The 16,834-nt window shown below is 64.5% G+C and carries 23 protein-coding genes; 12 read left to right on the plus strand and 11 right to left on the minus strand.

Annotated elements, in window-relative coordinates; translation table 11 throughout:
- Positions 1-49: 49 nt before the first annotated feature.
- The gene (locus XH92_RS03845) at positions 50-694 is read left to right on the plus strand and encodes a glutathione S-transferase family protein (protein WP_194458050.1); all 645 of its coding nucleotides are present in this window, start codon (positions 50-52) and stop codon (positions 692-694) included.
- 14 nt (positions 695-708) lie between these two features.
- Complete coding sequence (locus tag XH92_RS03850) at positions 709-1,143, plus strand: DUF6157 family protein (protein ID WP_194458051.1); 435 nt, start codon at positions 709-711, stop codon at positions 1,141-1,143.
- Between the two features lie 157 nt (positions 1,144-1,300).
- Here XH92_RS03850 and XH92_RS03855 read toward each other — a convergent pair whose 3' ends face one another.
- Both XH92_RS03855 and XH92_RS03860 read right to left on the minus strand, forming a co-directional pair.
- Positions 1,301-2,086, minus strand: a complete 786-nt coding sequence (locus tag XH92_RS03855) for an enoyl-CoA hydratase/isomerase family protein (protein WP_194461098.1) — start codon at positions 2,084-2,086, stop codon at positions 1,301-1,303.
- An 11-nt stretch (positions 2,087-2,097) separates the two neighbouring features.
- Entirely contained in the window at positions 2,098-3,210 is a 1,113-nt protein-coding gene (locus XH92_RS03860; protein ID WP_194458052.1) for a cyclic nucleotide-gated ion channel, read from the minus strand.
- Positions 3,211-3,527: 317 nt separating this feature from the next.
- Between XH92_RS03860 and XH92_RS03865 the strand changes: the two genes are divergently transcribed.
- A complete protein-coding gene (locus XH92_RS03865) occupies positions 3,528-4,199 on the plus strand; it encodes a Crp/Fnr family transcriptional regulator (RefSeq protein WP_194458053.1) in 672 nt (223 codons plus the stop codon).
- 29 nt (positions 4,200-4,228) lie between these two features.
- Entirely contained in the window at positions 4,229-5,110 is an 882-nt protein-coding gene (locus tag XH92_RS03870) for a DUF6537 domain-containing protein (protein ID WP_246788215.1), read from the plus strand.
- Positions 5,111-5,237: 127 nt separating this feature from the next.
- On the opposite strand, the gene XH92_RS03875 is transcribed toward XH92_RS03870, so the two are convergent.
- The 3 genes from XH92_RS03875 to XH92_RS03885 are packed head-to-tail and all read right to left on the minus strand — an operon-like array spanning position 5,238 to position 5,956.
- Positions 5,238-5,456 carry a hypothetical protein gene (locus XH92_RS03875; RefSeq protein ID WP_194458055.1) on the minus strand — a complete coding sequence of 73 codons (219 nt, stop codon included), beginning with the start codon at positions 5,454-5,456 and terminating at the stop codon, positions 5,238-5,240.
- Positions 5,457-5,505: 49 nt separating this feature from the next.
- Positions 5,506-5,721: a hypothetical protein gene (locus XH92_RS03880; protein WP_194458056.1), complete on the minus strand. Its 216-nt coding sequence runs from the start codon at positions 5,719-5,721 to the stop codon at positions 5,506-5,508.
- 43 nt (positions 5,722-5,764) lie between these two features.
- A complete protein-coding gene (locus XH92_RS03885) occupies positions 5,765-5,956 on the minus strand; it encodes a hypothetical protein (RefSeq protein ID WP_194458057.1) in 192 nt (63 codons plus the stop codon).
- Between the two features lie 231 nt (positions 5,957-6,187).
- Between XH92_RS03885 and XH92_RS03890 the strand changes: the two genes are divergently transcribed.
- The 3 genes from XH92_RS03890 to XH92_RS03900 all read left to right on the plus strand — a co-directional run bounded on the left by XH92_RS03890 (position 6,188) and on the right by XH92_RS03900 (position 7,807).
- Entirely contained in the window at positions 6,188-6,394 is a 207-nt protein-coding gene (locus tag XH92_RS03890) for a hypothetical protein (RefSeq protein ID WP_194458058.1), read from the plus strand.
- 90 nt (positions 6,395-6,484) lie between these two features.
- Positions 6,485-6,847 carry a PRC-barrel domain-containing protein gene (locus XH92_RS03895; protein WP_194458059.1) on the plus strand — a complete coding sequence of 121 codons (363 nt, stop codon included), beginning with the start codon at positions 6,485-6,487 and terminating at the stop codon, positions 6,845-6,847.
- Between the two features lie 198 nt (positions 6,848-7,045).
- Complete coding sequence (locus XH92_RS03900; RefSeq protein ID WP_194458060.1) at positions 7,046-7,807, plus strand: Crp/Fnr family transcriptional regulator; 762 nt, start codon at positions 7,046-7,048, stop codon at positions 7,805-7,807.
- 242 nt (positions 7,808-8,049) lie between these two features.
- Here XH92_RS03900 and XH92_RS03905 read toward each other — a convergent pair whose 3' ends face one another.
- Positions 8,050-9,447: a TAXI family TRAP transporter solute-binding subunit gene (locus tag XH92_RS03905; protein WP_194458061.1), complete on the minus strand. Its 1,398-nt coding sequence runs from the start codon at positions 9,445-9,447 to the stop codon at positions 8,050-8,052.
- Positions 9,448-9,866: 419 nt separating this feature from the next.
- Between XH92_RS03905 and XH92_RS03910 the strand changes: the two genes are divergently transcribed.
- Both XH92_RS03910 and XH92_RS03915 read left to right on the plus strand, forming a co-directional pair.
- A complete protein-coding gene (locus XH92_RS03910) occupies positions 9,867-10,220 on the plus strand; it encodes a DUF3307 domain-containing protein (RefSeq protein ID WP_083742225.1) in 354 nt (117 codons plus the stop codon).
- A gap of 201 nt (positions 10,221-10,421) precedes the next feature.
- Positions 10,422-10,829, plus strand: a complete 408-nt coding sequence (locus tag XH92_RS03915; RefSeq protein ID WP_194458062.1) for a hypothetical protein — start codon at positions 10,422-10,424, stop codon at positions 10,827-10,829.
- A gap of 91 nt (positions 10,830-10,920) precedes the next feature.
- Here XH92_RS03915 and XH92_RS03920 read toward each other — a convergent pair whose 3' ends face one another.
- Positions 10,921-11,256, minus strand: coding sequence for a YkgJ family cysteine cluster protein (locus XH92_RS03920; RefSeq protein ID WP_194458063.1), 336 nt, complete (start codon positions 11,254-11,256; stop codon positions 10,921-10,923).
- A complete protein-coding gene (locus tag XH92_RS03925) occupies positions 11,256-11,954 on the minus strand; it encodes a YafY family protein (protein ID WP_028336549.1) in 699 nt (232 codons plus the stop codon). The genes XH92_RS03920 and XH92_RS03925 overlap by 1 nt, the downstream gene beginning before the upstream one ends.
- Positions 11,955-12,136: 182 nt before the next feature.
- On the opposite strand from XH92_RS03925, the gene XH92_RS03930 reads away from it, so the two are divergent.
- Complete coding sequence (locus XH92_RS03930) at positions 12,137-12,370, plus strand: hypothetical protein (RefSeq protein WP_194458064.1); 234 nt, start codon at positions 12,137-12,139, stop codon at positions 12,368-12,370.
- Positions 12,371-12,434: 64 nt separating this feature from the next.
- The gene (locus XH92_RS03935; protein ID WP_194458065.1) at positions 12,435-13,163 is read left to right on the plus strand and encodes a glutathione S-transferase family protein; all 729 of its coding nucleotides are present in this window, start codon (positions 12,435-12,437) and stop codon (positions 13,161-13,163) included.
- Here the strand turns inward: XH92_RS03935 and XH92_RS03940 are convergent.
- Complete coding sequence (locus tag XH92_RS03940) at positions 13,160-13,795, minus strand: pyridoxamine 5'-phosphate oxidase family protein (protein WP_194458066.1); 636 nt, start codon at positions 13,793-13,795, stop codon at positions 13,160-13,162. The two genes, XH92_RS03935 and XH92_RS03940, sit on opposite strands and share 4 nt — an antisense overlap.
- Positions 13,796-13,912: 117 nt before the next feature.
- Between XH92_RS03940 and XH92_RS03945 the strand changes: the two genes are divergently transcribed.
- A complete protein-coding gene (locus XH92_RS03945) occupies positions 13,913-14,806 on the plus strand; it encodes a LysR family transcriptional regulator (protein ID WP_194458067.1) in 894 nt (297 codons plus the stop codon).
- A 16-nt stretch (positions 14,807-14,822) separates the two neighbouring features.
- On the opposite strand, the gene XH92_RS03950 is transcribed toward XH92_RS03945, so the two are convergent.
- Both XH92_RS03950 and pobA read right to left on the minus strand, forming a co-directional pair.
- Positions 14,823-15,278: a PaaI family thioesterase gene (locus tag XH92_RS03950; RefSeq protein ID WP_194458068.1), complete on the minus strand. Its 456-nt coding sequence runs from the start codon at positions 15,276-15,278 to the stop codon at positions 14,823-14,825.
- 287 nt (positions 15,279-15,565) lie between these two features.
- Positions 15,566-16,735, minus strand: a complete 1,170-nt coding sequence (pobA, locus tag XH92_RS03955; RefSeq protein WP_194458069.1) for a 4-hydroxybenzoate 3-monooxygenase — start codon at positions 16,733-16,735, stop codon at positions 15,566-15,568.
- Positions 16,736-16,834: the final 99 nt, after the last annotated feature.

Here is a 16,834-nt window from a genome sequence, read left to right on the forward strand (position 1 = left end):
GCGGACATAAAAGGAGGCCATTCCCCCGATGGCGCAAGGAGACCCGCTTATGACCACTACCGACCGCATCACGCTGTATTATTCGCCGCAAAGCCGCGCCACCGGCACGCGCGTGCTGCTGGAGGAGCTCGGCGCGCCCTATGATCTGCACGTCCTCAACATCAAGGCGGCCGAGCAGCGCAAGGACGCCTATCTCGCGATCAATCCGCTCGGCAAGGTGCCGGCGATCCGCCATCGCGACGCGCTGGTGACCGAACAGGTCGCGATCTTCATCTATCTCGCCGATCTGTTTCCGCAAGCCGGCCTCACCCCCGCGCTGACCGACCCGCGCCGCGGCCCGTATCTGCGCTGGATCGCCTATTACGGCGCCTCGTTCGAGCCGGCCGTGATCGACCATTTCATGAAGCGCGAGCCGGCACCGATCACGCAGTCGCCCTACGCCGATTACGACACCATGCTCGGCACGCTCGAGGCGCAGCTCGCAAAGGGGCCCTATCTCTTCGGCGAAGCGATCACGGCGGCCGACATCCTCTGGGGCATCGCGCTCTCCTGGACCATGATGTTCGGCATCGTGCCTAAGCGGGACGTGTTCGTCCGCTATGCCGAGCGCATCGCCGCGCGTCCGGCGTTCGTCCGGATCTCCAAGGCTGACGACGAGATGGCGGCGCAGCATGCGGCAGCCGCCGGAGTGTGATAGGGATCGTGCCGATGGCAAAGCCGCTGTATAGCACCAACTGCTTCAACACCCTGATCCGCGTCGCCGAGGACTGCCCGGCGCAGCGCGGCGAGGAGCCGCAGCCGCGTGGCGGCCAGCCGACGGTTGCCGTGCTGCAATACCGGATGCTTGCGGACGCACCCTATAAATACACCTCCGACGACGTGGTGTTCGCGACGTCGTCGGCCGGCCGCGCGCTCGATACCAAGGCCGGGAAGAAGGAACGCAACCTCGCCCGCGAGACGTTCTTCTCGCGCGGCCAGGCCTGCATGCGCGCCTCGCCGCTCGGCAAGCGTTTCGGCTGGGGCGTTCACGCCGACGCCGAAGGCCGCATCGCGATCTACGCCGTCGACAGCAAGCGCTACCAGGCGCTGGCCCGCGACCCTGAGGTCGCGCAGACGCGCGCGATGCGGTCGAAACGGGCGTGAGGGGAAGGGTAGTATCGACGGGGCCATTAGGCCCGTCATCCTGAGGAGCGCGCAGCGCGTCTCGAAGGATGCACGGCCACCAGCCGGGCCGTCGACCCTTCGAGACGCGCGTTCCGCGCTCCTCAGGGTGACGGGACTGATAGTGTGATTCGCCGAACTAGAATCTCGGTGCCCGCTTCTCGGCGAAGGCCTTGATGCCTTCCTTGATCTCGTCGCCGCGCATGCTGTCGCGGTGGCGCTGGTCGGCGGCGGCCGCATCCAGCTCGCCGCGGGCGAATTCGTTGATTGCGCGCTTCATGCCGGCCATCGCCTTCGGCGCATTGCCGGCCAGGATCGTGGCAAGCTTGTCGACCTCCTCGTCGAGCAGGTCGAGCGACACCATGGCGGTGAGGTAGCCGATCCGCAGCATCTCCGGCGCCGTAATCTTCTGCGCGGTCAGGAACAGCATCTTGGCGTTGTCGACGCCGAGCCGCGTGACGTAGCGCTGGATGCCGCTCTTGTAATAGTGCAGCCCGAGCCGCGCCGCCGGCATGAACATCTCGGCGGTATCGACGCCGATGCGGAAGTCGCAGGCCAGCGCGAGGTCGGTCGAACCGCCATAGACGCCTCCATTGAGCCGGCAGATCGTCGGCACGGAGAGATCCTCGAGGCGGTTGACCACGACCTCGAATGCCGAGCCCGCGCTCTGCTGCTCATTGGCGCTGACTGCGCGCTCGGCCACCGAGTTGAGGTCATAGCCGGCGGAAAACGCGCGGCCGGTTCCGGTCAGCACCAGCACGCGGATCGCAGGATCGGCCTCGATCCGGTCGAACAGCCTGACGAGCTCGCCGAGATCCTCGGCCTGCAGGCGGTTGAGATGCTTCGGCCGGTTGAGGCGGATCGTGGCGCGCGCGCCGGCAATTTCGAGCACGGGTCCGCTGGCGGTGTCGGCCAACTCGGCCATATCGGTCTCCATCATTGATTCTCGAGTTCGCGCCGCCTTGCCTCGGCATCGATGGTCTCGGCGAGATCGGGGTGCCGTGCCATCAACAGGCGGAAATCGACGAGGTCAAGCACCAACAGCCGGGTCACCTTGCTGGTCGAGACGCTGGCGCCCCGCTTGGCGTTGCCGAGCAGCGCCATCTCGCCGAAGAATGCGCCCTCGCCGAGCTTGACCTTGCGTCCGGGCAGGTCGACCTCGACCTCGCCGGCGGCGACGAAATACATGCAATCGCCATTGGTGTCCTTGCGGATGATCATGGTGCGCGGCGGCAGGTCCATGGTCCGCAGCATCTGGGTGACGTCGGCGATCGCGGCCGGGCCGAGATGCGCGAAGAACGGCACCTTGCTGACCGTCTCCCAGGTTTTCAGGAAATTGTCGCGGCGGGTTTCGTTGGCAAAGCCGGTCGCCAGAATACCGGTCCACAGCCCGAACACGCCGAGGCCCGAGATCATCACCATGGCGGCGACCACGCGGCCGAGCGGGGTGATCGGCACCACGTCGCCATAGCCCGTCGTGGTCAGCGTCACCACCGCCCACCACAGTGCCGCCGGCACGCTGCCGAAGGTCTGCGGCTGGACGTCCCGCTCCAGGAAGTATTCGGCGACGGAGGCCAGGAACACCACCATCAGGAAGATCACCAGCACGCTGAGCAGCGGCCCGGACTCCACCACGAGCACCCGCCGGAGCTGGCGCAGGCCTGGAATGCCCGGCACCACCTTGAGCACCCAGAGCACGCCGAGCAGCCATGCGGTCTTCGGCTCGATGCCGGCAAGCAGCGCCAGCGGCACCGCCAGCGCGCCGATCGCATCGACGATGCCGGCGCTGGACAGCGCGTAAAACCAGAACTTGCCCTGCCGCCGCATATGGCGCAGCCGCACCAGCCATTCGAACACGAAATAGGCAAGGCAAGCCCACAGCAGCGCGTCGACCCAGTGCGGCACCGCATCATAGGCCGGCGCGACCGTCAGCAGCGTCATCATGGCGACACCGACCGTGACCGCGACATAGGCTGCCGTTGTCATGTTGCGGCCGGCAGTGGCGGAAACGAAGCGCGTCAAGGCCGGAAGGACGAGCGGCTTGGACATCGGAACGGAGCTTGCCTGTCGCTGAACTGCTGGAATTAAGGCCCTGCGAACGGCTGAGCCTGTGTCACAACGTGCCTCCCCCGGTTGAGGCCGTCAACGCGCAGGCTGCGGCGGGATGATCGCGGCGGAAGTCCGATATGTTGGACGAATGGCCTAACCATGTTGGCCCGTTTTTGCGCCCGCGAATGTGAGAAATCAGACAAATCGTCGCTTTTTCACCGTATATCAGGGATGCTGGTCGCCGAAGCGACCCTGGCCGGAATGAAGCGACTAATAAGGCGATCTTATTCACTTCTTGAGAAATTGGTTGGTTTCCGATGGATACCTCACATCTCGCGGAGCACGCCGGCGCCGCCGGCAGTTTCTTCGCATCGATCTTCGTGGTCGCCACGCTGTCGATGCGGACCATGATCCCGTTGCGCGTCTTTGCCATCCTGACCAACATCATCCTGATCGCGACCGCCGTCCCGACCCACAATTACGCGACGCTGATCCTGCATGCCGTGCTGCTGCCGGTGAACACCTATCGCCTGCACCAGATGCTGCAACTGGTCCGCAACGTGAAGAAATCGGTCAACAGCGATCTGTCGATGGATTGGCTGAGGCCGTTCACGACCGAGCGCAAATGCACGGCGGGCGAGGTCCTGTTCTACAAGGACGAGAAGGCCGACAGCATGTTCTATATCGTCAGCGGCCGCTTCCGCCTGGTCGAATCCGGCATCGAGCTGCCGGTCGGCGCCCTGGTCGGCGAGTTCGGCATGCTGTCGCCGTCGAACACGCGAACCCAGACGCTGGAATGTGTCGAGACCGGCATGGTGCTGTCGGTGACCTATGACCAGGTCGAGCAGCTCTACGTGCAGAATCCGGCGTTCGGCTTCTACTTACTGCGTCTCTTCAGCGCCCGCCTGTTCGAGAATATCGCGACGCTCGAGCAGCGGCTCGCGCAGCACGCCACCCCACCACAGGTCGCGGAGCCCAAACCTGCATGAGCCCCGCGACGAGTTCTGGAGGCGCCGCAGTGCCGGATGACGACAGCCTGCTGGCTTCGCTTCGTTACCTGTTCGCCGATATCATCGGCGATGAGGACGAGGGCCCGCCGGTGCTGCCCGAAGCCTGCCCGGACCACCTCGGACCCGCGGTCAACGACGCCATCGATCTCTTGATCGCCTATCAGAGCACGAGCTACGCCCAGCTCTATATCGACCGGCTCAAGCGCTTCGTCGGCCGCCGCGGCGTCGACGACGCGCTGCTCGCCGAGATCGCGCGGCTGATGGCTGATCGTATGGCCTATGAGGATGCGATCCGCATCGCGCAGCTCAAGCTCGGCGAAGTCAACGCGGCGGGCGGCCTTGCGGTGCGCTCGGCCGACGACGTCAAGAAGCTCCGCCTCGACGAGTTGATCGACGCCCTGCCGGAGATGGTCGCCGATCCGGTGCTTGCCGTGCTCGACCAGTTCGGTTGGCGCCGCCGCCGGGTCTCGATCCGCTTCAGCGCCAACACCCGCTTCAGCGTTCGCCGGCTCAGGATCGAGGCCGGCCTGAAGCGCTGGCGGCTGTTCTCGGGGCGTTACGCCAAGGAGCGTGTCTGGGTCGAGCGCTGGCTGCACATGATCGACCGCAGCCTGACCAAGCAGCCGGGCGCGGCCCCGGCGGTGGTGCAGACCGCGACCATGATCCAGGGCTACGGCGATCCCTACCGCCAGGGCATCGCGGACTGGCACGTGATCATCGATGGACTGGTCAAGCCGACCTTCGACGGCGTGCTCGCGCTTCCCGACCTTTCCGCCGCCATCGCTGAGGCCCGCGATGCCATCATGCCCGATCCGCGCCAAGCGTCGTTGAAGCGCAAGATCGCAGAGATCCGCGCGCGGGTGCCGGCAAATCCGTCACCGTCATCCTGAGGTGCGAGCACTTGCGAGCCTCGAAGGATGCGCGGCCCGACTGGTGGCCGTCGACCCTTCGAGACGCGCGAAGACGCGCTCCTCAGGGTGACGGGGCACGCCTACAACGGTTGGCTTTCCGCGAAGCCTACCGCTTGATGTGCGGCGGCTCGTCGTAGCCGCGGCGGCTGGAATAGAACAGCAGGCCCATCAGGCCGGCGCAGACCGCAGCCAGGACCACAATTCCGATCGTGAACAGCACAATGCCGTATGTCGGCACCGGAGCGTCCACGGTCAGCCCTTCATAGGCGTAGGCGCCGACGGCGGCCAGAAGTGCCAGCAGCCCGATGCTGATTGCAATGCGCATGCGTGATCTGCCTTTGCTGAAGGCCAGGAACAAGGCAGGTTTGCGCGGACTATCCCGCCGCGGCGGTGACCTTGGCCAACGCCTGTTGTCCGGCTTCGGTGAGCTCGGAGAGCGTCGTCCTGCCGTTCTTGGCGCATTTGATGATGTATCGGGCAACGCGCCTGCGAGTGTCATGTTCCTCGCCATGAAGGGCGCCGGCGCAGACATGGTCGAGCGCAAAGTTCATGGCAGCGAGCGTCCGTGAATCAAATCGTTCCTCGATCATCGCAGCTCTCCCGTCGCGGCTCTCTTTTTTGGGGGCTCTCGGGCTATTTGTCGGGCATCAGCCATTCGCTGACTTCCATCACGGTCTCGGTCTGTCTGGCTTTCTTCATCAGCGTTTCGCGTTCCCGTCCCGGCGGCAGCTTGCGTGCTGCCATGCGCGAATCCTCGGCGAATTTTTGCAGGCGGTCCTCGAACGATCCGGGAGGCCGCGACCTGTTGCGTTTCTTCTTGATCATGCCGCCTCCGCGCTGGAACCAGCAATTCTAGGCATGTTCCCCAAATGCCGTCGTTAACCCATGACATCAGTCGAGCGAAATCGTCGTCAGGAGCGCAGGAACGATCGTCGGCGCCATGCGTAACACTCACGCGTTCGCTGCCTTGCTCCCCGAAAGGCGGTGGACCACCCCGGTGACGGGCCTCGGCGAATTTCATCGCCGGGGCCCGCATGTCTTTTGAGGAGACGGACAATGGCACATTCCAACCAGGGCATCGTGAAGGACGACAAGGGTCAGGAGCAGCCGGCCGACAAGGAGCGCGCGCGGACCGCTCACAAGACCGACACCCGAAAGCCGCCGGCGCGCGAAGCGACGCGTGATCCGAAGCTGAACGACCCCGACAAGACGCCGGGCTCCGGCATGACATCAGACGATCGCGGCGATCCCCCAACGGGCTGAACGGTGTTCAGCCGTGCAGCAAGTGCCGCAATGCGGCAGGAACGACGGTCCCGCTCCATCGTTGGCCTGGGCGTTTAATGGAGAATTGACATGGCGATGGACGAGAATGAGCTCGGAAACCTGATCGGGAGCGACAAGGTCGAGGGCACGGCGGTCTATGGATCTGACGAGCGCAAGATCGGTTCGATCGAACGTGTGATGATCGACAAGAAGAGCGGGCGCGTATCCTATGCCGTGCTCGGCTTCGGCGGCATCCTCGGGCTCGGCAATGACCATTATCCGCTGCCCTGGCAGTCGCTCAAATACGACACAAGGCTCGGCGGTTACGTCACGGGCGTGACCGAGAGCCAGCTGCGCGGCGCGCCGAAATATGGCAGCGAGCGTGACTGGAATTGGGCCGATATCGGCACCACCCGCGCGGTGAACGATTACTACGGCGTGCCGCTCGTCTGAGCGGCATCGGCCCGAAGGGCACCGCTTCTGCCGTCTCCCTTCGAAAAAACCGAGATATACGGCGCTTGAGGGTATAACCGTCGCGTCCTCTGGCGTCTGTACACTAGTGAACATAGGTCATTAGCTGTGCAATGTAACATACGTTATTGAAATCGGCCCGGCGGTTACCCGATTAAACATGCGGGGAGACCTATGTCGTTGGCGTCGCTAGTCCGGAAATTGGAGCAGTTCGTACGGCTTTCGCCGGTAGATCACGCCATTCTCCATCGTGCGTCGACCGAGCGCGTCCGACATTTTGCTCCGCGCGTTGATATCGTCCGTGAGGGTGAAAAGCCGAAGGACGTCCACCTGATCCTGTCCGGCTGGGCCTACCGCTACAAGCAGCTCGAGGACGGCCGGCGCCAGGTGGTCTCGTTCTTCCTGCCTGGCGATATCTGCGACGTGAACGTCTTCATCCTGCGCGAGATGGATCATTCGATTGGCACCATCACCGCGGTGTCGATCGCCGACCTCTCCCGCGAGTTCTTCGACAAGGTCGCAGCCGGACATCCGCGCATCGTCACGGCGTTCTGGTGGGAAACCCTGGTCAATGCTGCGATCCAGCGCGAATGGACCATGAGCCTCGGCCAGCGCACGGCGCTGGAGCGGATGGCCCATCTGCTCTGCGAGATCTGGCTCCGGCTGCGTCTCGCCGGCCTGACCCAGGGCGACAGCTGCGACTTCCCGCTGACCCAGGGCGATCTCGCCGACGCCACCGGTCTTTCCAAGGTCCACGTCAACCGGACCCTGCAGGAGCTGCGCGCCGACGGCCTGATCGTGCTCAAGGGCAAAACCCTGGCGGTGCCCAATCTCGACCGTCTGATGCGGGCGGGGCTGTTCAACCCGAACTATCTGCACATGGACCACGAGGGGCGGCAGCTCGATGCCGCCGGGACGCAGCCGGACGCGGCGGCCGGGTGATGGGACGCGCCCTGTGGCAAGTTGCGAGCGCGCGGGTGCATGATTCACAGGTTTCTCAACATACCTGGTGTCGTCCTGGCGTAAGCCAGGACCCATTACCCCAAATTTCAGTTGTTGCGCGACGCTGGGGCCGCGATCCCGTTCAGCACCGAAAGCAGTGGTAATGGATCCTGGCTTTCGCCAGGACGACAGCCGTGTATGTGGCGCGAGCGCGGGGACGTCGTGGATGCAAGCAACCGCCTTCACCCGTTCGCGGTCTTCACCACCACGAGATTGTCGTCGACCGCCGGCGGGTGGCGCTTGAGGTGGTCGCGGCGCAGGGCGATCTCGTCGCGGACCAGCTCGTAGCCGAGCTTGAAGGTGTCGAGGCCATCGCCGGAGACGGTGCCGTCGCGCAGGCCGATCACCGCGCCGCGCAGGATCGCCTCGAGCTCGTCCTGCAATTCGTCGAGATGTTCGCCGCAGGTGGCGTGCTCGACACGCTCGCCGATGTCGAAGATCCGGCTCGCCAGCTCGCTGGCCTTCTCCGGCGCGACGCGGGTGATCTTGGTGTAGATCGCAGCGAAGATCGTACCGATGATGCTGAGTGCCGCGGCGCCGAGATACATCACGTCGCTGTAGCGATCCATGAACGACTTGGTATCGTCGTTGATGTATTCGGCGGCGCCCTGATGGGCGACGATGAAGGCGTCCTTGTCGGTTGCAGCCGGTTCGATCTTGGAGGCGAAGCCGTCGCCGAGCGCGAGCTCGGACTTGTTCTCATAGATGATGCGCGCGAGCTCGGCCGCCGTGGTCGTGGACATCGAGGATTGCGCCACCAGCAGCCATTCCAGCCCGATGGTGTCGACGTCGTCATCGGGGATCGCCGGCGACGACGACAGCATGCCGGTCGAGACGGTCTCCTCCGAGATCGCCGGATATTTGCGTGCGAGCGCCTTGGCCTCGTCGATCGCATTCAGCGTGAAGCCGGCGCGTTTGGCATATTGCTCGTAGGTCTTGTCCTTGATGATCTTCGAGGCATGTTCGATCGCGACCACGGCGCTAAAGCCCGAGGCGAACAATTTGTCGAGCGGCGTGTTCGGCGGCGCCTGCTGCACCCGCTGCGCCGCATCGGCGCTGTCGGAAATCTCGAGCGCGCTGCGAACGAAATTGACGCTGTTCTCGCCGTTGCCGACGACCGCGATCTTCTTCCGCTTCAACTCGGCCAGCGACTTGATCTTCTTGCCGCCGGGGCTCAGCACCAGCACGACGTCATGCTCGAGGATTGCGATGGTGCGGGCGCGCGGCGGCACCTTTGCATCGGTGCGCAGGATGGCAAGCGTCGCGTCGCGGCGATCGAATTGCGCCAGCGCCTTGGCGTTATCGGGGTTCGGCGAGATCTTCAGCCGCAGCCGCGACGAATTGCCCTTCAGCACGGTGGCGAGGCGGGCGGCGAATTTGGCCTCCGCGCCGTTGGCGTCGCCGACCGCGAACACCAGCGTTTCGGAATTGCGCAGCCAGACCCGGCCGCCGATTACGGTGATCGCGCTCAGGAACAGCGTCAGCATGGTGAAGATGATGATCTGCGCGCGGTTGCTCTTGGCGACCGGAGGACGTGGCCGCGGCAGCATTGGCGAAGGCGCGGGGGCTTCGGCACTCATGGCTGATCACCTGGCTCATCACCCGTCCGGGACGGCCTGTTGCCGCAACGGCGCGGCGCTGCCCGTTGAATCCGTAAATCACTATAAAAGAAAGAAAATTTCCCGTGCCGCCGACGATATACCTCCCCGGCGGGAATGCAAACCGGTCACCAGCCGTAACCTTAATTGCGGCCTGTCTGCGCCGCGATGCCACATGACCATCGCCACTATCGACGCCCGAACCCAGATGTGATTTTCGAGGGGCCGCAGGTGCATTCCGCCGCCGGAGATGTCATAAATGAGACAAGCTTCGCTTTGCGGAATTGTGCTGACGGCCTGACCCGGATTTCTTGCAATCACATTCATCGAAGTAAAAGGGCGTCAGCTTGCTGTTTCCTTCCATGTCATCGTCGGTGTCGGTTGGTGCCCTGGTGGGATGGATGCTGCTCCTCACCGCAAAGCACATCATCGCTGACTTCATGCTGCAGAACGCCTGGATGGCGATCGGCAAGGACCAGAAGACCGGCTGGGCGCTGCCGCTGCTCGCGCACTGCCTTGTCCATCTGGCGGTCGCGCTGGCGCTGATCCTGGTGGTGGCGCCGCGCTTCTGGTACGTCGCCTTCATCGACTTCGTGATCCACATTATCGTCGATCGCTGCAAGGGGATCTGCGCCTCGCATTTCGGCGTGACGCTGGAGTCCGGCCATCCCTGGTTCTGGACCCTGATCGGGGTCGACCAGGCGCTGCACCACCTCACCGGATTCGCGCTGTCGATCTACATGGCCGCGAACTGAGCCGCCGGCCTCTGCCGCTTCCCACATCCCGGACCGTGACCCGGCCGCTGGACCTGCTTCCGTCCCGATGGAATCGGATCTGGCGGCGCGCGGATGTGATTCGCGTGCAACGGGCAAGGGGCCCCGGAGGCGACCGGAGGCCGTGGTTAACCTTTCGTTAGAGGATTGCGCGGCATCTTCCCGATCGAGGGGGATTTGCAAATGTTTTCAAGCCGCGACGCCTTCGAGAACGATGCCTGCCCAGTTGCGGACGACCTGCTCGGCCAGATGTACCGCGCCAATCCGAACGGGCTTTCGCTGCTGGTTGCCAATGTCGCGCCTGACGTCAGGGCGATGCTCGCGCTGTTCTGCTATCGCCGCAGCCATCTGCATGCACTCGCACTCGCGATTGCGTCGAGCTGCAGCGAGTGGGAGCTGGCCAATTGCGGCGGCCGTGTCGGGTCGACGCTCTACGCGCTGTCGCGTGAGCCGGCCCGTGCTGCGACCGTGTCGCATGGCGGCCGCAAGCCGATCACGCTGTCGACCAAGCCGCTGTCGAGCTTCGCGCCCGTTGTCGACGACGAACTCGACGATGAGGACGTCAACGAGACGGTGACTGTGACGGCTTGAGCATGATCTGGAAAAGTGGAAACCGGTTTTCCCTCGCGACAAACGCGGAACGCGTTTGCGCGGAGATCATGCGCAAATAATACAGCCGTGCTCAATCCGGCTGCGCGCTCGGGATGAGCGGCAGCCCGTGCCGGCGCCGCGCCATCGCGCATTCGGCGTCGCCCGGCAGACAGGTGCGGCACACCTCCGGCCGCACCGCATAGACCTCGCAGCGCGTTGCTTCTCCGATCTTGCCTGACAGCGCCGAGCAGCGGTCGCCCTCGCAGCGCATCCCCGACTGCCGCGCATTGACGAATTGCAGCGGGATCAGATCGAGCTGCGCATCGTCTTCCACGGTGAAGCGCGGCCAGTTCTCCGAATAGCTGCAGCAGGCGCCGCAGGACAGGCAGGGGCTCGCGTCTGCCGTGTCGATCGCGTTGTCGGCCATCAGGTGTCCCTCGGCGCTTCCCACACCAGGCTGCGCCGCCAGCGCGCCCTGAGCAGGTCGCGTCGCTCCGGATACTTCTCGTCGTGATAGACAGCCGTGACCACGCGGTCGGTGCGGAAGCTGCGGAAATCCTTGCGCAGCTCGCACCAGGCGGCGAGCAGCCGCACCGCCTCGTGATAGCCGACCGCGATCGGCCAGATCGTGCGTTCGCTATCGCGGCCGTGCTCGTCGCGATAGTTGAGCGTGATCTTCTTGCCCTCGTGGATCTGGCTGCGGGTCCTGACCATGTCGATACGGTCCGGCTCCCGGTTCCAGGCGGAGCGGGCGCGGCTTGCCGGCTCCAGCACGAACGGCCGTAGCCGGTCAGGCACGGTCTCGGCGATCTTGGCCATCAGGTCCTCGGCCGCGCGCGCCAGCGCCGGATCGGCGTGGCCGACCACCCATTGCGCGCCGAGCACGCAAGCCTCGATCTCGTCGGGTGTCAGCATCAACGGCGGCAGGTCGAAACCCTTCTCCAGGATGTAACCCATGCCGGCCTCGCCGCGGATCGGCACCCGCTGCTCGATCAGGCTGGCGATGTCGCGATAGATCGTCCGCTTCGATGTCTCGAGTTCGGCTGCGATCGCATCCGCGGTCAAAGGCTTACGGGTGCGGCGGAGCACCTGGATGATCTGAAACAGCCGGTCGGCGCGTCTCATGGCAATTCTCTTGGTCGTTCTCTTCTCGGGCGTCTTGACGAGTGTCTTACAAGCGTCTCGGCAGCTCTCTTGGTCACTCGGCGCGTCGCCTTTTCGCTGCCCCTTGTCACTGCTGCTGACAGCATGTTGGCAGCAGGTGGGGGCTATATCAGGACAACACCTCAAGTGAAGGGAATTTGTCCATGACGAATCTTGATGAACTCGGTTTCAGGCAAGCGCACAGCTTCGCGCTGGAACAAATGGTCACGGTCTACTCCACCTCCGGCGATCTGCGCTGGGCCCTGGTCGCGCTGGTCGCACAGTCCATCAGCGCAGCCTGGTCCTACGGGCGGGCACGGCTGGTCAAGCGGGTTCGCGAGGCGGTTCGCCGCCTCGCACCCGCAGGCCCGCTCGGCAGTGAATGCCACTACTGCTGACACCATGCTGGCAGCAGGGGACAGCTAGCTTCAATTCACGACCACAGGCGATCGGGAGCTTCATATGATTACGCTTTTTGGCTTTGGCACGGGCTTCGGCTTGCCGGAAATCAGCCCTTTCGTGACCAAGACCGAGGTCCAGCTCAAGATGGCCGGGCTCGCCTACGCCAAGGAAAAGGCAATGCCGCCGGCCTCGCCCAAGGGGCAGCTGCCGTTCATTTCCGATGACGGCGAGATGATCGCCGATTCGACCTTCATCCGCGCCCATATCGAGGGCAAATACGGTTTCGATTTCGATGCGCCGCTGAGCCTGCAGGCACGCGCGCAGGCCTGGGCCTTCGAGCGCATGATCGAGCATCACGTCTACTGGGCGCTGGTCGGCGCGCGCTGGGTCGACGACACCAATTTCGCCAAGGGGCCCGCGCATTTCTTCGACGGCGCGCCCGATCATCTGCGCGACAAGATGCGCGAGGACGCCCAGTTCCGCGTCGCCGAGAACTATCTGTTGAGCGGGCTTGGCCGTCATGGCCCGGATGAGGATGTCGATCTCGCGCTCCGCTCGCTGTTTGCGCTGTCGGTGCAGCTCGGCGACAAACCCTATCTGATGGGCAACGCCCCGTGCGGCACCGACGCCACCGCGTTCGGCGCGCTGGCGGGCATCCTGACCCCGTTCTTCGATTCGCCGCTGCGTGAGCGCACCGAGAAGTTCGATAATCTCACCGCCTATGTCGGCCGGATGATGCAGCAGTACTATCCGGAGTTCGCCTGGGCGCCGCTGCAACAGGCGGCCTAACCGGCGGTGGCAGGAGTGGGCTCGCCCTTCAATGCGGCGAGCTCGGCCTCGAGCTCGGCGATGCGCTGGTCGCGTGAGGCGAGCGCGGTCGCCACATCGGCCGCGTCGAATTTCTGCGGAATGTGTTGCGGGCAGTTGGTGTCCCACGCCGCGACCTTGAACAGGATCACCTGTTCGGGCCGCGCGCGATAGCCCTGCGGCATCAGCGAACGCGTCAGCGCCGGATCGTCTTCCACCACCCGCGCCTCGCCCCAGATCTTCACCCGCTGCCGGTACGCATAATTCATCACGAAGATATAAGCCTTCGGGTTCTCCGAGAGATTGCCCTGGGTAATGAACTGCCGGTTGCCGCTGTAATCGGCGAACGCGATGGTGTGCTTGTCGAGCACCTTGATGAAGCCCTTTGGCCCGCCGCGATGCTGGATGTAGGGCTGGCCGGCGGCCGAGGCGGTGGCGAGATAGAAGCTGTTGGTGTTGGCGAGGAAGGCGGCGAGATTCTCGTCGACCTCGGTCTGCCAGCCGCCATGGGCCTCGACCTCGGCATAGGTTGCGCGCGAGCCCTTGCGGGTCTGGATTTCCTTCACCGCCGGAGTGAACCCGACATCGCTCGAATAGCTGCCAGCGTCTGACATCTGAGTCTCCCGCCAGGGGCGACAAGGGCCGTCCTTCGTGTCGTAAGATGGATATTTCCGGATCGTAAGCAATCTGGTGGATTGACACTTCACTGTTGCCGATTATGCAATAGTGTCATGGACCGGATCGACGCCATGCAGGCCTTCGTCGCGGTGGCGGACCTCGAAGGGTTTGCCCCCGCCGCCCGCAAGCTCGGCCTGTCGCCATCCGCCATCACGCGACTGATCGCGGCGCTGGAGGAGCGGCTCGGCGCCCGGCTGCTGCAGCGGACCACGCGGCAGGTGACGCTGACCGACGCCGGCTCGCGCTATCTGGAGCGGGCGCGGCGGATCCTCGCCGACGTCGAGGAGGCCGAGGACGCGGTGGAGAGCGAGCGCACCCGCCCCGAAGGCCGCCTCGTGATCTCGGCGCCGTTCGGCTTCGGGCGGCTCCATGTCAGCCCGGTCGTATCAGCCTATTTGAAGCGCTATCCGGATGTCGGCGTCGACCTGCGGCTGTCGGATCGCCGGATCAACCTCGTCGAGGACGGCGTCGACCTCGCGGTCAGGCTCGGGCACCTGCCGGATTCGACGCTGGTGGCGCGGCATGTCGGCCAGATGCGCCGCATCGTGGTCGCCTCCGCCGGCTATCTCAAGCTCCGCGGCGAGCCAAAGCGGCCGGCAGACTTGACCTCCCATGACACCATCCAGTTCGGCGCCATGACCGCAACACCGGATTGGCGCTTCATGGAGAACGGCCAGGAGATCCGCATCACACCGACGCCGCGCTTCACCAGCAACAGCTCGGATGCCGCCATCCAGTTCGCCGAGCAGGACGGCGGATTGACCCGGGTGATGGCCTATCAGGCCGCCGAATCGCTGAAAGCCAAGCGGGTCCGTATCGTGCTCGCCGAGTTCGAGCAGCCGCCGGTGCCGATCCATGTCGTCTACCCGACATCCCGGCTGTTGTCGGCGAAGGTGCGGACCTTCATCGATCTCGTCACCGAGATCACCGACTGGCACTTCGGTTAGCTTCTCGCGAAAGCGCTCAGCTCACCGGCGCCTTCTTCGGCACCACGCGGAACGTGCCGCTGGCGCGCGCGATGGTCACGCCGTCGGCCTTGATCAGGCTCTGCGCGAAGCAGATCGTGCTGCCGGTCTTGATCACATCGCTCTCGATCGCGAGCCACTGCCCGACATTGGCCGAGCCGACGAAATCGACCGTGAGCGAGATCGTCACATACGAGGTGGTCCAGCCGGTCGCCTGGCCGCAGCTATAGCCCATCGCGTTGTCGGCGAGGGCCGCGATCAGCCCGCCATGGATCAGGCCGCGGCCGTTGGTGTGCGGCCTTGCCAGCCGCAGGCCGATGATGACGGAGCGCTCGGTCTTCTTCTGGTAAAGCGGCTCCCAGGGCTCGGTGAGCGGGCTCTTGCGGAATAGCGGCTCGAAGCCTTCGGGGACGTCCTGGGGAATGTCGGGGGCGACGTGCGTATCGGTGGTCATCTCTGGCTCGCGAATGGCGTTGCGTTGACGCCATTGAACGCGATGTCGATCGTGGTTTCACCGCCTACAAAGTTTTAAACGGGATTTGCGCGGGTGTTTGAATGTAGCACGGGCCTGTCGCCACATCCCCTGCTGTCATCGCACGGCTTGACCGGGCGATCCAGTATTCCAGAGACCCCAGGTATGAATCGAGAGGCCGCGGCGTACTGGATACCCCGCATGCGCGGGGTATGACGGCGGACATAGCGAAGAGGATGCTGTTCGACAAAAGCATTCCACGAGCTCGCCTAGAACGGCAGCCCGACATAATTCTCCGACAGCGAGGTCGATGCCGCCTTCGAGCTGACGAGGTAGTCGAGCTCGGCGATCTGGATGCGCGCGGCGAATTCGCCCTCGTCGGGGAATTTGTGCAGCATCGAGGTCATCCACCATGAGAAGCGCACCGCTTTCCAGACCCGCGCCAGCGCGCGTCCCGAATAGCCGTCGAGGCCGGCCGGGGACTTCTCGTCGTAATACTCGCGCAGCGCCTGCGACAGGTAATGCACGTCGCTGGCGGCAAGGTTCAGCCCCTTGGCGCCGGTCGGCGGCACGATGTGCGAGGCGTCGCCGGCCAGGAACATCCGGCCGAACCGCATAGGTTCGGCAACGAAGCTGCGCAGCGGCGCGATGCTCTTTTCGATCGACGGGCCGGTGACGATCTCGTCGGCAGCCTTCTGGTCGAGGCGCCGCTTCAATTCATCCCAGAACCGCTCGTCTGACCATTGATCGACATGATCGTCCAGCGGGCACTGCACGTAATAGCGGCTGCGGTGGGTCGAGCGCATCGTGCAGAGCGCAAAACCGCGCTCGTGGTTGTTGTAGATCAGCTCCGGCGAGACCGGCGGCGTCTCCGAAAGGATGCCGAGCCAGCCGAACGGATACACCCGCTCATAGCTGGTGATCGCCGATGCCGGCACGCTGGCGCGGCTGACGCCGTGGAAGCCGTCGCAGCCGGCGATGAAATCGCAGGCGATTTCGTGGCTGACGCCATCCTTGACGTAAGTGACGCGCGGATGGTCGGTGTCGAAATCGTGCGGGGTGACGTCGGCGGCGGAGTAGACCGTGGTCAGGCCGGCCGCCTTGCGGGCGTTCATCAGGTCGAGCGTGACCTCGGTCTGGCCGTAGATGGTCACGGTCTTGCCGGTCGCCGCATGCATGTCGATGCGGTGCCGCGCGCCGCCGAATGCCAGCTCGACGCCGTGATGAACCAGGCCTTCCTGGTGTAGCCGGGCGCCGGCACCGACGCTGTCGAGCAGCGACACCGTGCCTTCCTCGAGCAGGCCGGCGCGGATCCGCCCCAGCACGTAATCCGGCGTCTGCCGCTCCAGAATGACGTTGTCTACGCCGAAAGTATGAAGTAGTTGCCCAAGCAACAGTCCGGCCGGACCTGCGCCTATGATTGCTACTTTTGTCCGCAATACCTGGTCCTCCCGATCGGATAGGCTTTCAGCCGGGCGCTCGCGCCGGGGCGGTCGCCGTCAACTTGCCAAGGCAACTATATCATATAACAGTTTTGG

This window comes from Bradyrhizobium sp. CCBAU 53421, from assembly GCF_015291625.1.
Lineage (GTDB): Bacteria > Pseudomonadota > Alphaproteobacteria > Rhizobiales > Xanthobacteraceae > Bradyrhizobium.

What these genes read in the sequence shown, in the direction of transcription:
- XH92_RS03845 (WP_194458050.1), top strand. Translation starts at nt 50, where the DNA reads ATGACCACTACCGACCGCATCACGCTGTATTATTCGCCGCAAAGCCGC.
- XH92_RS03850 (WP_194458051.1), top strand. Translation starts at nt 709, where the DNA reads ATGGCAAAGCCGCTGTATAGCACCAACTGCTTCAACACCCTGATCCGC.
- XH92_RS03855 (WP_194461098.1), bottom strand. Translation starts at nt 2,086, where the DNA reads ATGGCCGAGTTGGCCGACACCGCCAGCGGACCCGTGCTCGAAATTGCC.
- XH92_RS03860 (WP_194458052.1), bottom strand. Translation starts at nt 3,210, where the DNA reads ATGTCCAAGCCGCTCGTCCTTCCGGCCTTGACGCGCTTCGTTTCCGCC.
- XH92_RS03865 (WP_194458053.1), top strand. Translation starts at nt 3,528, where the DNA reads ATGGATACCTCACATCTCGCGGAGCACGCCGGCGCCGCCGGCAGTTTC.
- XH92_RS03875 (WP_194458055.1), bottom strand. Translation starts at nt 5,456, where the DNA reads ATGCGCATTGCAATCAGCATCGGGCTGCTGGCACTTCTGGCCGCCGTC.
- XH92_RS03880 (WP_194458056.1), bottom strand. Translation starts at nt 5,721, where the DNA reads ATGATCGAGGAACGATTTGATTCACGGACGCTCGCTGCCATGAACTTT.
- XH92_RS03885 (WP_194458057.1), bottom strand. Translation starts at nt 5,956, where the DNA reads ATGATCAAGAAGAAACGCAACAGGTCGCGGCCTCCCGGATCGTTCGAG.
- XH92_RS03890 (WP_194458058.1), top strand. Translation starts at nt 6,188, where the DNA reads ATGGCACATTCCAACCAGGGCATCGTGAAGGACGACAAGGGTCAGGAG.
- XH92_RS03895 (WP_194458059.1), top strand. Translation starts at nt 6,485, where the DNA reads ATGGCGATGGACGAGAATGAGCTCGGAAACCTGATCGGGAGCGACAAG.
- XH92_RS03905 (WP_194458061.1), bottom strand. Translation starts at nt 9,447, where the DNA reads ATGAGTGCCGAAGCCCCCGCGCCTTCGCCAATGCTGCCGCGGCCACGT.
- XH92_RS03910 (WP_083742225.1), top strand. Translation starts at nt 9,867, where the DNA reads ATGCTGCTCCTCACCGCAAAGCACATCATCGCTGACTTCATGCTGCAG.
- XH92_RS03915 (WP_194458062.1), top strand. Translation starts at nt 10,422, where the DNA reads ATGTTTTCAAGCCGCGACGCCTTCGAGAACGATGCCTGCCCAGTTGCG.
- XH92_RS03920 (WP_194458063.1), bottom strand. Translation starts at nt 11,256, where the DNA reads ATGGCCGACAACGCGATCGACACGGCAGACGCGAGCCCCTGCCTGTCC.
- XH92_RS03925 (WP_028336549.1), bottom strand. Translation starts at nt 11,954, where the DNA reads ATGAGACGCGCCGACCGGCTGTTTCAGATCATCCAGGTGCTCCGCCGC.
- XH92_RS03930 (WP_194458064.1), top strand. Translation starts at nt 12,137, where the DNA reads ATGACGAATCTTGATGAACTCGGTTTCAGGCAAGCGCACAGCTTCGCG.
- XH92_RS03935 (WP_194458065.1), top strand. Translation starts at nt 12,435, where the DNA reads ATGATTACGCTTTTTGGCTTTGGCACGGGCTTCGGCTTGCCGGAAATC.
- XH92_RS03940 (WP_194458066.1), bottom strand. Translation starts at nt 13,795, where the DNA reads ATGTCAGACGCTGGCAGCTATTCGAGCGATGTCGGGTTCACTCCGGCG.
- XH92_RS03945 (WP_194458067.1), top strand. Translation starts at nt 13,913, where the DNA reads ATGGACCGGATCGACGCCATGCAGGCCTTCGTCGCGGTGGCGGACCTC.
- XH92_RS03950 (WP_194458068.1), bottom strand. Translation starts at nt 15,278, where the DNA reads ATGACCACCGATACGCACGTCGCCCCCGACATTCCCCAGGACGTCCCC.